This window comes from Caballeronia sp. INDeC2, from assembly GCF_023631325.1.
Classification (GTDB): Bacteria; Pseudomonadota; Gammaproteobacteria; order Burkholderiales; family Burkholderiaceae; genus Caballeronia.
In genome coordinates this window covers 555,517-569,556 of record NZ_JALQDG010000003.1, presented here as the reverse complement: position 1 = coordinate 569,556, position 14,040 = coordinate 555,517, and the positions used below count along the sequence as shown (strand labels likewise).

Sequence of the window (14,040 nt, the reverse complement as noted above, 5' to 3'; positions counted from 1 at the left end):
CTCAGCCCTTCCCCGGCTCGGACGCCGTCGGTATTTGCGGCGGAATCGGCACAGACTGATCCGTCGGCGGGGGCGCCGGTTGCGGCTCGTGCGACACGTCGCGCGCCGCGGCTTGCGCCTCGTCTTCTTGCGCTGACGGCGGCGCCTCGCCCGTCCAGATGCGCCGCGCCCGCTCGCGTCCTTCGGCCGAGTCCGCGCCCAGCATGGCATCGCGCGTCATCTGCACATGCATCTGCGGGACGGGAATCTCCATGCCGGCTTCGTCCATCTTGCGCTTGATGCGCAGATTGAACGCCCGCGCGACGCTCCATTGCTGCAACGGCCGCGTCTTGATCTGCCCTTTCACGACCATCCAGTTCGGGTCGAAACGGTCCAGTCCCCACACTTCGACCGGGCCCAGCATCTCCAGCCGATAGCGGAAATCGGCCATCAGCTCGGCGCCGACTTCGCGGATCATTTGCGTGACTTCATCGACGTCGGCCGTGAACGGCACGCGCACTTCGAACACCGCATAGGCGAAATCGCGCGACAGGTTCTTGACCGTCTTGATCTGCGAAAACGGGATCGCATGGATCGCGCCCTGACCGTCGCGCAGGCGCACGGTGCGAATCGTCAGGCTTTCGACGATGCCCGCGTGGCCGCCTTCGACCTCGATCGAATCGCCGACCGAAATCGTGTCCTCGATGATGATGAAGAGCCCCGTGATCAGATCGGCGACGAGCGATTGAGCGCCGAAACCGACCGCGAGACCGATCACGCCCGCGCCCGCGAGCAGCGGCGTCACGTTCAGGCCGAGATTGGCGGCCGTGACGATCGCCGCGACCGTGAGCAGGAATACGAACACGACGTTGCGCACGAGCGGCAGCATCGTGCGGGCGCGCATGCTCGGGCCGCGCCCGCCGCGCCGCGTCGCGTCGGGCCTGAGCGCTTCCTGAATGCCCGTGTCGATGAGAATCCAGATCAGCCATACGACGAAGAACGTCAGCACGATCATCGCGACCGCGTGCGCGATACCGCGCGCGGCCACGCTCTCCTCGGCCATGTGGGCGAGCGAGAAACCCCAGAAACGCGACGACAGTTCGAGGAACACGAGCCACACGCCGACCACGATCATCGTGCCGACGAACTTGATGAGCCTGCGCACATACGCCGATTGCCGGCGCGGTTTGCGCGACTTCGGCCGCGTGATGCGCACGATGATCGCGGAGAGAAAGAACGCGACGACGAGCAGGCCCGCGGTCGCGATCGCCATCTGCAACACATTCTCCGACGTGCCGATGCCCCATCAGCGTCGCCACCACCGACGCCGACGCGAGCAGCAGCAGCGGCAGTTGCCACAGCGACGCGACCACTTCGAACGTTTCCGTCGCGGCCTTGCGCGCGTTGCGCTGCTCGTAGCTTCGGCTTCGGATCAGATGCGCGACGGGCCGCTGGAACGCGAGCGCGAAATACGCGGTGAGGCCTGCGGCGCCCATGTTCGCGCACGTCGAGATGAGCCCGGCGAGATTGGTGCCCAGTTGCTGCGCGACGTCGTAATTGGCGGCGGCGTCGCCGAGCGCGCCGAGCGTGCCGATCAGAAAAAGCAGCCGCCGCGCGCGCAGGATCAGCAGGTTCACCGCGACGCGCCGGTGCGCCGAGCCGAACAGCGAGAACATGATCAGACAGATCGCGGAAAACACCGCGCCCGCGACGATCGCGTACGCGGTGACCATCGCGAGCGTGCGGCCGAGCGACAGCGGCATGTAATGCGTGAAGGTCAGCGCCGCGAGGAACGCGAAGAGATACGGCGCGACGCGGCGCAGCGCGAACAGCAGCAGTTCGCGCGTCGTCGGATTCGAGTGCAGGCCCGTGCCGATGCCATGACGCGCCTGCACGCGCCGCTGCAAGTAGACCAGCGCCATCGCGCACGCGCCCCAGCCCGCGAGCGTCGCGAAGTAGTTGAAGAGCGTGCGGCCGAACGGCTCGCGGCTCTGGCTCGTGACGATCGTGAAGAGCTCGTTGCCGGCTGCGTTGAAGCGGCCGATCCAGTAGGCGATCGGCGTCTTGCCGCGCTTCACGTCGGCTTCGATATTGGTGAGCGCCGACGCGATCGCGCCGAGCAAACCCGCGTTCTGCGCGATGGTCGCCACCACCGACTGTGTCGCCGCGCCGGATGTCGGCGTCACGCCCGCGGCGGTCGTGCCGCTCGCGGTGGCGTCGGTCGTCGCGGAAGCCGCCGCCGCGCCGGATGCGGGAACGGCGGCGTCGGCGGCGCGCTTCGCATCGCGCAGGTGCTTCAATTGCGAGACGAGCGCGGCGCGCTGCTTGTCGCTGTCGAGCGTGGCGATGATGTTGTCGAGCGAGCGCACCATCTCGGCATCGGACATGGCGGGCGCGGACGCGGCATCCGGTGCAGACGCGGTCGCGGGCGCGGGCGGCGTGATCAGTTCCTGAAACGAAGGCAGCGTGAGCGCGGGAGCAGCCTGGGCGGCAGGCGCCGCGAGCGCGATCGACGCGACGAACACGGCAAGCACTGACGACGCGCGGCGCGTAAGCACGGCGCCGAAAAGCACGAGCACCGCCATCCAGGACATCGCGACAGACGCCGCCGCGCGCACGGGCGCGAGCTTGCGTAACTTCATAACGGTCTCGATTTCTGAAAGACCGCCAGTTTAGCGGCTATGAAAGGAACGCCGCCCAGCGGCGACGTAACCGAATGTTAAGCCGATTTGCGTGATTTATTCAGACGAATAAGTGCTACTTGTCCATCTCCGTGCGTGCGCCGCTGCCATCAGCGGCCGGGCTTGCGACCGAGCCTTGCGCGCTCGCTTGCGGATTCGACGCGCCGCTGGTCGCGGACCATTCCTGCAGCTTGCGTCCCGCCGATTGCAGGCCGGCGCCCGTCGCGCTCGCGGCGTTGTTGATGGCGGCGTTCGTGGCGCTCGCCGCGCTATCGAAATTCGATCGCGCCGTCGCGGCGACGCTGCTCGCCGACACATCGGGCATCGATCCGGCGCTATCGACACTCTGTTGCGCCGACTGCTTGGCCGCATCGACCTTCTGGCCGACATAGCTCGCCGCCTGGTCGAACTTCTGGCTCGTCTGGCTCGCTAGATTGTTCAGTGCGCCCGCGGCCTGTCCCGCAGTTGCGTCGTGCTTCTCGCACGCGGCCAGTACGCCGAGCGCCGCGAGCGCCACGGCGATGCGGCTCATGGGAGTCATTTGCATGGTGTTACCTTCCGCCTGATTCGTGATCTCAAAAAACTCGCGCACATCATACGCTGCCGACGCCATGCCCCTCCGAAATGCGACCCGGCGTGTCACATGCGACGCTTCGCTGAATAGTAGACTGGTCCGCGCTGCGCGCTTTGCGCGCGGCATCCGACAACTCATTCCCTGACGAGGTCTGGCGATGGCTGCGAAAAAGATTCTGTTCCTTACCGGCGATTTTGCCGAGGACTATGAAACGATGGTCCCGTTCCAGGCGCTTCAGGCCGTCGGTCATACGGTCGATGCCGTGTGTCCGGGTAAAAAGCGCGGAGATCACGTGAAGACGGCGATCCACGATTTCGAGGGCGATCAGACTTACACGGAGAAGCCCGGCCATCGCTTCACGCTCAACGCGAGCTTCGACGATGTCGACCCGGCCCGTTACGACGCCCTCGCGATCGCAGGCGGCCGCGCGCCGGAGTATCTGCGTCTCGACGATCGCGTGCTGGAACTGGTGCGCCATTTCGCGCGATCGAACAAGCCGATCGCGGCGGTCTGCCACGGCGCACAAGTGCTCGCAGCCGCGGGCGTGATCGAGGGACGGCGCATTTCCGCTTATCCGGCGTGCGCGCCGGAAGTGCGGCTCGCCGGCGCGACCTTCGCCGACATCGCCGTCGACAAAGCCATCACGGATGCGAATTTCGTCACCGCGCCGGCATGGCCCGCGCATCCGGCGTGGATCAGGCAATTTCTCGCGCTGCTCGGCACGCGAATCGAACTCTGAAACCTTGCATCGCAGGGGAACCTGGCTGGCGCGCGAGGGCTGCGCCAGTCTTCGATGCAAGCTACCGGCGGAGGCAGAGAAGCATCGAAACGGAAATAGAATTTTCCCTCTATATTTAAGAGACTTCTGGTTCTGGCGCCCTACTTCGTTGACATATATTCGCCGACATCGCCGCCTCCACGAATTCTCGCACCATGCTTTTCATGAATGTCGCAGTCGCCCTTGTCGCAGGGCTGATGCTGTTCGAGCCGTTCACTCGCGCCCCCGTCTCACGCTTCACCACACCCCGCATGCGTCGCAATCTCGCTAACCGCTCGTTTTATCAGGCGGCCGCGGCGTTTCTGACGGCATTGTTCATCGCGACGAGCCCGCCCGCGCCGGAACGCATTTCGCCGATTCTCGTGCTGGCCGTCGCCCTGCTGCTCGTGTGCGCGAGCGTCTACTGGATTGCGCGCGGCAAGCGCCTGCTCAGGCAGCCTCGCGTGTTCACGAACATGTACTGATTTCCTTCGACGCGGCGCCACTGTGCGCCGCGTTTTGCTTTCCGCGCCGCTTCAACCTCCCCTCGCATTACCCCTTCCTTTTTGCCATCCCGGCGCCGCCGCGTACGGTCGGTTATATTCGCGCCAGAGCGCTTTGCTAACCCACGGACGAAAAAAAAGGCGCTACGTTGCCGTAGCGCCTTAAAAGTTCTAGCCATTCCGAGGGCCGTGCTAGAACCTGAGAGCCTGTCTTTCGAGCCTCGAGCGGAAAGCGCGGACGCGCACATCACCCTCGGTTTCGAAATTCGGTTCCATTTTTTCCGGGATCGCTGCCTAAGTCAAGCAAAATTTCTCGGTCCGGGCAACTGCCCAGGTTTCGTCCGATGCCTATGCATTGCCGCAAAAGTTACATCGTGAATGCAGGTTATCGTGAAGGCTTGCATCGCTTGCAAGTTTCGCGGCGCAGGTCTGTAGAATTGCGGCCCGTGATCTAATAAAACAATGTTTCACAAAACAGATGCCTATGCAAAATGAACGGCCGCCAAGCCGGGAACGCGCCCGGGAGAAGGACGGCGAGGAAGTCACCGCGCTCGCCCGTGGGCTCGACGTACTGCGCCGGATCGCCGCCGCCGACGCCCCCGTGAGCAATCGTGAATTGACCGACTGGACCGGCATCCCCAAGCCGACGATCTCGCGCATCACCGCGACGCTCGTCGGGGCCGGGCTGCTGCTGCGACTGCCCGATAGCGAGCGTTTCGTGCTGACCGCGTCGGTTCTCGAGCTGAGCAACGGATTCTTACGCAACTTCGATATTCGTGCACGGGCGCGCCCGTTCCTCATCCGGCTCGCGGAACGCACCGGCTTGTCCGTTCACCTCGCCGTGCGCGATCGGCTGGAGATGGTTGTAATCGATGCCATCCGCCCCCGCTCCGCCGTGCTCGTCTCGCGGCTCGAAGTCGGCGGCAGAATGGATCTGAGCCGCACGGCGGTCGGCCGCGCGTATCTCGCGGTGCTGTCGGAGCCGGATCGGCGCGCGCTCATCGGCAGTTTACAGACTGCGTCGGGCGACGATTGGCCGGCCATCGCGGGCGGCCTGCAGCGCGGCCTGGACGATGCCTTGCGCCTCGGCTTCGCCATCTCCGTCGGCGAATGGCATCAGGGGCTTAACGCGGTCGCGGCGGGCTTCGTCGGGCCATCCGGAGAGCGTTATTCGGTCAACTGCGGCGGGGCCGCGCATCAGTGCCCGCACGACGTACTGACCGGCGAAGTGGCACCGGTCCTGCTCGAATGCGTCGAGCAAATCACGCGCGAGATCGGCGGCACGCGCCCGGCGACCGCCGCACGCGCCGGTTAGACTACGCGACTACGCGACGGCACAGCGCGCGCCGAAGCCCGTCGAAAGGTCGCACCGGCGCGCGTGTAACAGTCGTAATCAACAGAAAGAATGGCCGGTAGACGGCCCCGGGTGCGGGACGTAGCATCATGCTTCGCGCGCACCGGGGCCGCGCCGGATTCCCGGCCTGACTCGACAGGCAGGCTTTCCAGCCGCTTTCGACGGCCCCGCGATTTTCACGGCCTCCGCTTCGGTCACGGTTCATGCGCGCGGCGCATCGCCTTGCGCGTCAGAACCGCGACGGCCGCCCGTCCGCGCTCCGTACAGATTTGAAAGACCCAGCCTCCGAACCGATGGACGACCAAAAGAATCCTCCCGCAGCGCCGCGCCCGGCGCCTCCGGCGCCCGCCGCCATCGAACCCGCGCCGCGGCGGCGCAGGATCGTTCCGCTCATCGTCGCGCTTCTGATCGTCGCCGGCGCGATCGCGTGGTGGCACCCGTGGAATCGCGGCAGCGGCGGCACGAACGCGCCGCAAGACGCGCGTCAAGGCGGACGGCGCGGCGCGCAAGCGGCGAACCAGCCGCAGCCGGTGCATGTGGCGACCGTCAAGCAAGGCGAGATGCCCGTCGTCATCAATTCGCTCGGCACCGTCACGCCGCTCGCGAACGTCACGGTCAAGACGCAGCTGAACGGCACGCTCGTCGACGTTGCATTCAAGGAAGGCCAGATGGTCAAGAAGGGCGATGTGCTCGCGCAAATCGATCCGCGCCCCTACGAAATCTCGCTGCGCAACGCGGAAGGCGCGCTCGCGAAAGATCAGGCGCTGCTGCAAACCGCGCGTCTGGATTTGCAGCGCTATCAGACGCTGCTTTCGCAAGACTCCATCGCGAAGCAGCAGGTCGACACGCAGGCGTCGCTCGTGAAGCAGTACGAAGGCGCGGTGAAGTCCGATCAGGCGAACGTCGATACCTACAAGCTCGATCTGACCTACGCGCGCATCACCGCGCCGGTGTCGGGCCGCGTGGGCTTGCGCCAGGTCGATCCGGGCAACTACGTGACGACGGGCGACACCAACGGCGTCGTCGTCATCACGCAATTGCAGCCGATCAGCGTGATCTTTACGACATCCGAGGACAACCTCGCCGCCATTCTCAAGCCGCTGCACGCGGGCACGAAGATGTCGGTGACCGCGTACGACCGCGCGAACACGACGCCGCTCGAAGCGGGCTACCTCGAAACCGTCGACAACCAGATCGACACCACCACCGGCACCGTGAAGCTGCGCGCCACCTTCGACAACAAGGAAAGCATGCTCTTCCCGAATCAGTTCGTGAACACGAAGCTGCTCGTCGATGTGATCAAGAACGCGACCATCGTGCCCACGTCCGCGGTGCTGAACGGCTCGTCCGGTTCGTTCGTCTATGTCGTGAAGCCGGACAACACCGTCACGGTGCGCAACGTGAAGACCGGCCCGGTCGACGGCGAGCGCACCAGCATCAAATCCGGATTGCAAGCGGGCGAGCGCGTGGTGATCGACGGCTCCGACCGCCTGAAGGAAGGCGCGAAGATCACGATCCCGGCCGAGAAGGCGCAGGCGGCGTCAGGGGCTTCCGGCGCATCGCCATCCGTGGCATCCGCGGCATCGGCGGCATCGGGCGCGCGGCATGGCGGGCATCGGCGTCAGCAGTCGCAGCAGCAGTAACCGCAGGCATTACGTAACGAATCCGGCATGAACCCATCTCGCATTTTTATTCTGCGTCCGGTCGGCACGGCGCTCCTGATGGCGGCGATCATGCTGGTCGGCCTCGTCGCGCTGCGCTTTTTGCCGCTCTCGGCGCTGCCCGCCGTCGACTATCCGACGATCCAGGTCCAGACGTTCTATCCGGGCGCGTCGCCGGACGTGATGACATCGAGCGTCACCGCGCCGCTCGAAAAGCAGTTCGGGCAGATGGCGAGCCTGAACCAGATGTCGTCGCAAAGCTCGGCGGGAGCATCGGTCATCACGCTGCAGTTCAGCCTCGACTTGCCGCTCGATATCGCCGAGCAGGAAGTTCAGGCGGCGATCAATGCGGCGGGCAATCTTCTGCCGTCCGATCTGCCCGCGCCGCCGATCTACGCGAAGGTGAATCCCGCCGACGCGCCGATCATGACGCTCGCCGTGAGCTCGAAGACGTTGCCGCTCACGCAAGTGCAGGATCTCGCCGACACGCGCCTCGCGCAGAAGATCTCGCAGGTCGCGGGCGTGGGCCTCGTGTCGGTGAGCGGGGGCAATCGTCCTGCCGTGCGCATTCGGGCGAACACGCGCGCGCTCGCGTCCTACGGCCTCAACATCGACGATCTGCGCACGACGATCTCGAACCTCAACGTCAACACGCCGAAGGGCAACTTCGACGGCCCGACGCGCGCCTACACGATCAACGCGAACGACCAGCTCACCGACGCCGACGCCTACAAGAGCGCGGTGGTCGCCTATCGCAACGGCCGCCCGGTCATGCTGACGGACGTCGCGACCATCGTGCAGGGCCCGGAGAACACGAAGCTCGGCGCGTGGGTCGACGCGACGCCCGCGATCATCTTGAACGTGCAGCGCCAGCCGGGCGCGAACGTTATCGCGGTCGTCGACGGCATCAAGAAAATTCTGCCGCAGTTGCAGCAGGCGCTGCCCGCGGCGCTCGACGTGCGTGTCGTGACGGACCGCACCACGACCATCCGCGCATCGGTTCGCGACGTGCAGTTCGAGCTCGCGCTCTCCGTCGTGCTGGTGGTGCTGGTGATTTATCTCTTCCTCGCGAACGTCTACGCGACCATCATCCCCAGCTTGTCGGTGCCGCTCTCGCTCGTCGGCACGCTCGCGATCATGTACCTGTGCGGCTTCTCGCTCGACAACCTCTCGCTGATGGCGCTGACCATCGCGACAGGCTTCGTCGTCGACGACGCCATCGTGATGATCGAGAATATCGCGCGCTATGTGGAGGAAGGCGAATCGCCGCTCGAGGCCGCGTTGAAGGGCTCGAAGCAGATCGGCTTCACCATCATCTCGCTGACGGTTTCGCTCATCGCCGTGCTGATTCCGCTGCTCTTCATGGGCGACGTGGTCGGCCGCCTCTTTCACGAATTCGCGATCACGCTCGCGGTAACCATCGTCATTTCGGCGATCGTCTCGCTCACGCTCGTGCCGATGATGTGCGCGAAGCTCCTGCGCCACACGCCGCCGAAGGAGAGCAAGCGCTTCGAAGCGCGCGCGCATCAGTTCATCGACTACGTCATCGGGCGGTATGCGGTCGCGCTGAACTGGGTGCTCGAGCGTCAACGCGCGACGCTGCTCGTCTTCGTGCTCACGCTCGTTTTCACCGCCGTGCTGTACGTCTACATTCCGAAGGGCTTCTTCCCGACGCAGGACACCGGCGTGATCCAGGCGATCACCCAGGCGCCGCAGGCGGCGTCGTATCAGGCGGTCGCGGAGCAGCAGCAAGCGCTCGCGCAGAAAATCCTGCGGAACCCCGACGTGGAAAGTCTGACTTCGTTCGTCGGCGTCGACGGCACGAACATCACGCTCAACAGCGGGCGCATGCTCATCAATCTGAAGCCGCGCGACGACCGCAGCAACACGTCGAGCGACATCATCCGCACGATCCAGAGCGAAGTCGCGGACATTCCCGGCATCAAGCTCTACATGCAGCCGGTGCAGGATTTGACGATCGATTCGACCGTCAGCCCGACGCAGTATCAGTTCATGCTGACGGACCCGAATCCGTCCGAATTCGCGGAATGGGTGCCGAAGCTCGTCGAGCGCCTGCAACACACGTCGATCCTTACCGATGTCGCCACCGACCTGCAGCAGAACGGGCAGTCGGTGTACATCGAAATCGACCGCGCGACCGCCGCGCGCTTCGGCATCACGCCCGCGACCGTCGACAACGCGCTCTACGACGCGTTCGGCCAGCGCATCATCTCGACGATCTTCACACAGTCGAACCAGTACCGCGTGATTCTCGAAGCCGAACCGAGCGACGCGCATTACAGCGACACGCTCAACGGCATCTATCTGCCCTCTTCCACCGCGAGCAACGGGCAGGTGCCGCTCTCGGCCATCGCGAAGTTCCACGAGCGCGCGGCGCCGCTGCTCGTCACGCACCTCGGCCAGTTCCCGGCGACGACCGTCTCCTTCAATCTCGCCAAGGGCGCGTCGCTCGGCGCAGCGGTGAAGGCGATCGAGCAGGCGAAAGAGGACATCGGCCTGCCCGCATCGTTCCAGATCCGCTTCCAGGGCGCGGCGCTCGCGTTCCAGGCGTCGCTGTCGAACGAATTGTTCCTGATTCTCGCGGCGATCGTGACGATGTACATCGTGCTCGGCGTGCTGTACGAGAGCTTCATCCATCCGATCACCATTCTCTCGACGCTGCCGTCCGCGGGCGTCGGCGCGCTGCTCTCGCTGATGATGACCGGGCACGATCTCGACATCATCGGGATCATCGGTATCGTGCTGCTGATCGGCATCGTGAAAAAGAACGCGATCATGATGATCGACTTCGCGCTCGAAGCCGAACGCGATCAGGGCAAGTCGCCGCGCGAAGCAATCTTCCAGGCATCCCTGTTGCGCTTCCGCCCGATTCTCATGACGACCATGGCCGCATTGCTCGGCGCGTTGCCGCTGATGGTCGGCTGGGGCGCGGGCTCGGAGTTGCGGCATCCGCTCGGCATTGCGATCGTCGGCGGTCTGATCGTGTCGCAATTGCTCACGCTCTTTACGACGCCGGTGATCTACCTCGGCTTCGATTCGCTCGCCCGCAGGCTGCGCGCGCGTTTTCACCGAAGCGCGCCGCCAGCGCCGGCCAGTGAGGGACGCTGAGCCATGAATCTGTCGCGCATCTTCATCGCCCGGCCGGTTGCAACGACGCTGCTCGCGATCGGCATCGCGCTCGCGGGTATGTTCGCATTCGTGCGGCTGCCCGTGGCACCGCTGCCGCAGGTCGATTTCCCGACGATCTCCGTGCAGGCGACGCTGCCCGGCGCGAGCCCGGAGACAGTCGCGACGAGCGTGGCGAGCCCGCTGGAGCGGCATCTCGGCACCATTGCCGACGTAAGCGAAATGACGTCGATGAGCTCGGTCGGCTCGACGCGCATCACGCTGCAATTCGGCCTCAATCGCGATATCGACGGCGCCGCGCGCGACGTGCAGGCCGCCATCAACGCCGCGCGCGCCGATCTGCCGACCGCGCTGCGCCAGAACCCGACGTATCACAAGGTCAACCCCGCCGACGCGCCTATTCTCGTGCTCGCGCTCTCGTCGCCCACGCGCACGGCGGGCTCGCTTTACGACTCGGCCGCGACCGTGCTGCAACAGACGCTATCGACGGTGCCGGGCGTCGGCGAAGTGGACGTGAGCGGCTCCGCGAATCCCGCGGTGCGCGTCGAACTGGAACCGGGCGCGCTCTTCCACTACGGCATCGGACTGGAGGACGTGCGCGCCGCGCTCGCGTCGGCGAACGCGAACAGCCCGAAAGGCGCGATCGAGTTCAAGGGCACCCGCGTTCAGCTCTACACCAACGATCAGGCGAGCAAGGCTTCGCAATACAAGGATCTCGTCGTCGCGTACCGCAACGGCTCGGCGGTGAAGCTCTCCGATGTCGGCGAAGTGGTCGATTCGGTCGAAGACCTGCGCAACCTCGGCCTCATCAACAATAAGCGCGCGGTGCTCGTGATCCTGTATCGCCAGCCGGGCGCGAACATCATCGAGACCATCGACCGGGTGAAGTCGATGCTGCCGCAACTGCAAGCGGCTCTGCCCGCCGACGTGCAGATCACGCCGACCGCCGACCGCTCGACCACCATCCGCTCGTCGCTGCACGATACCGAGCTGACGCTCGTGATCGCGGTGGCGCTCGTCGTGATGGTCGTGTTCCTGTTCCTGCGCAACTGGCGCGCCACATTGATACCGAGCGTCGCCGTGCCGATTTCGATCATCGGCACCTTCGCCGCAATGTATCTGCTCGGCTTCTCGCTAGACAATTTGTCGCTGATGGCGCTGACCATCGCGACGGGCTTCGTCGTCGACGACGCCATCGTCGTGCTGGAGAACATCACGCGGCATGTGGAGAAAGGCGTGCCGCGCATGCAAGCCGCGATATTGGGCGCGCGCGAGGTCGGCTTCACGGTGTTGTCGATCAGCGTGTCGCTCGTAGCGGTGTTCCTGCCCATTCTGCTGATGGGCGGCATCGTCGGGCGGCTCTTCCGCGAGTTCGCACTGACGCTGTCGCTCGCGATCGGCGTGTCGCTCGTCGTGTCGCTGACCGTCACGCCGATGATGTGCTCGCGTCTGCTCGTGGAGCCGCACGACCGCAAGGAAGAAGGCCGCGTCGCGCGCTGGCTGGAGCGCCAGTTCGACCGTATGCAGCGCGCATACGCGCGCACGCTCGGCTGGGCGCTCGCGCATCCGCGCACGATTCTGCTGATTTTGCTCGCGACCATCGGGCTGAATATCTATCTGTACATCATCGTGCCGAAGGGCTTTTTCCCGCAGCAGGATACGGGGCGCATCATCGGCGGCATTCAGGCGGACCAGAGCACGTCGTTTCAGGCGATGAAGATCAAGTTCGCGGAGATGATGAAGATCGTCGAGGCGGATCCGGCCGTCGATAGCGTCGCGGGTTTCACCGGCGGGCGTTCGACCAACTCGGGCTTCATGTTCATCTCGCTGAAACCGAAGAGCGTGCGTAAGGTGTCTGCCGATCAGGTAATCAACCGGTTGCGCAAACCGCTCGCGGACGTTGCGGGCGCGCGCACGTTCCTGCAGGCGGTGCAGGACATTCGCGTGGGCGGGCGGCAATCGAACGCGCAGTATCAGTTCACGCTGTTGTCCGACACGACATCCGATCTCTACAAATGGGGGCCGCTGCTCACCGACGCGCTGCAAAAGCGCCCCGAGCTCACCGACGTCAACTCCGATCAGCAACAGGGCGGTCTCGAAGCAATGGTCACGTTCGACCGCTCGACCGCCGCGCGCCTCGGCATCAAGCCGGCGCAGATCGACAACACGCTCTACGACGCGTTCGGCCAGCGCCAGGTCTCGACCATCTACAACCCGCTGTCGCAGTATCACGTGGTGATGGAACTCGCGCCGAAATACTGGCAGAACCCGGAGACGCTCAAGCAGATCTACGTCAGCACGTCGGGCGGAACGGCGAGCGGATCGGCATCGACGCAATCGACGACGACGTCCGGCACGACGTCGACCGCGTCCACTACGGCGACCGGATCGACCGGCGCGGGCGGGTCATCGACTAGCACGAGCGACACCACGGCCGCCCTCGCGCTTGCCGCGGTGAAGAACTCCGCCACCAACGCGATCGCGGCGACGGGCAAGAACGGATCGTCGTCGGGCGCGGCTGTATCGACGTCGAAGGAAACCATGGTCCCGCTATCGGCCATCGCGAAGTTCGGACCGGGCAACACGCCGCTTTCGGTGAATCACCAGAGCCAGTTCGTCGCGTCGACGATTTCGTTCAACCTGCCGCCGGGCAAATCCCTGTCGGACGCGACCGCCGCCATCTACGAAACGATGGCCGAGATCGGAGTGCCACAGACTATTCACGGCAGCTTCCAGGGCACGGCGCAGGCGTTCCAGCAATCGCTCAACGACCAGCCGCTCCTGATTCTCGCGGCGCTGGCGGCGGTGTATATCGTGCTCGGCATTTTGTACGAGAGCTATATCCATCCGATCACGATTCTTTCGACGCTGCCGTCAGCGGGGATCGGCGCGTTGCTCGCGCTGCTGCTGTTCAAGACGGAGTTCAGCATCATTGCGTTGATTGCGGTGATTCTGCTTATCGGCATCGTGAAGAAGAACGCGATCATGATGGTCGATTTCGCGATCGAGGCGACGCGGCATGGTGCGCAGACGCCGCAGGATGCGATTCGCGAAGCGTGTCTGTTGCGGTTTCGTCCGATCATGATGACGACCGCGGCGGCGTTGCTCGGCGCGCTGCCGCTCGCTTTCGGCACCGGCGAAGGCTCGGAGATGCGTGCGCCGCTTGGTATTGCGATTGTCGGGGGGCTGATCGTTAGTCAGATGTTGACGCTTTATACGACGCCTGTTGTTTATCTGTATATGGATCGGTTTCGGATTCGTGGGGAGGAGCGCCGGGCGAGGCGGGCGCGTCCTGCGAGCATGGCGGAGTGAGCGACGCTCTTGGGTTTTCGCCGGTTCCGGCAACAACCCAAGCAAAAACAAAATTGCTGCACCCGCAAACAC

At 64.8% G+C, this 14,040-nt stretch carries 6 protein-coding genes and 2 pseudogenes; 6 read left to right on the top strand and 2 right to left on the bottom strand.

The annotated features are described in order from the left end of the window. Window position 1 precedes the first annotated feature (1 nt). Window positions 2-2,621, bottom strand: a pseudogene (locus NCS28_RS04290) (mechanosensitive ion channel family protein). A gap of 115 nt (window positions 2,622-2,736) precedes the next feature. Continuing rightward, entirely contained in the window at window positions 2,737-3,207 is a 471-nt protein-coding gene (locus NCS28_RS04285; RefSeq protein WP_250512624.1) for a BCAL1086 family glycoprotein, read from the bottom strand. 184 nt (window positions 3,208-3,391) lie between these two features. On the opposite strand from NCS28_RS04285, the gene NCS28_RS04280 reads away from it, so the two are divergent. The 6 genes and pseudogenes from NCS28_RS04280 to NCS28_RS04255 all read left to right on the top strand — a co-directional run bounded on the left by NCS28_RS04280 (window position 3,392) and on the right by NCS28_RS04255 (window position 13,968). Further along, window positions 3,392-3,973, top strand: coding sequence for a DJ-1/PfpI family protein (locus NCS28_RS04280; RefSeq protein ID WP_250512623.1), 582 nt, complete (start codon window positions 3,392-3,394; stop codon window positions 3,971-3,973). Between the two features lie 203 nt (window positions 3,974-4,176). Then, the gene (locus NCS28_RS04275) at window positions 4,177-4,476 is read left to right on the top strand and encodes a hypothetical protein (protein WP_250512622.1); all 300 of its coding nucleotides are present in this window, start codon (window positions 4,177-4,179) and stop codon (window positions 4,474-4,476) included. Window positions 4,477-4,972: 496 nt separating this feature from the next. Continuing rightward, window positions 4,973-5,809 carry an IclR family transcriptional regulator gene (locus NCS28_RS04270; protein WP_502801142.1) on the top strand — a complete coding sequence of 279 codons (837 nt, stop codon included), beginning with the start codon at window positions 4,973-4,975 and terminating at the stop codon, window positions 5,807-5,809. 332 nt (window positions 5,810-6,141) lie between these two features. After that, entirely contained in the window at window positions 6,142-7,491 is a 1,350-nt protein-coding gene (locus NCS28_RS04265; RefSeq protein ID WP_250512620.1) for an MdtA/MuxA family multidrug efflux RND transporter periplasmic adaptor subunit, read from the top strand. A gap of 24 nt (window positions 7,492-7,515) precedes the next feature. Beyond that, a pseudogene (locus NCS28_RS04260) lies at window positions 7,516-10,638 on the top strand (MdtB/MuxB family multidrug efflux RND transporter permease subunit); the annotation flags it as partial. Window positions 10,639-10,641: 3 nt separating this feature from the next. Further along, window positions 10,642-13,968, top strand: coding sequence for an efflux RND transporter permease subunit (locus tag NCS28_RS04255; RefSeq protein WP_250512618.1), 3,327 nt, complete (start codon window positions 10,642-10,644; stop codon window positions 13,966-13,968). The last annotated feature ends 72 nt before the right edge of the window (window positions 13,969-14,040 follow it).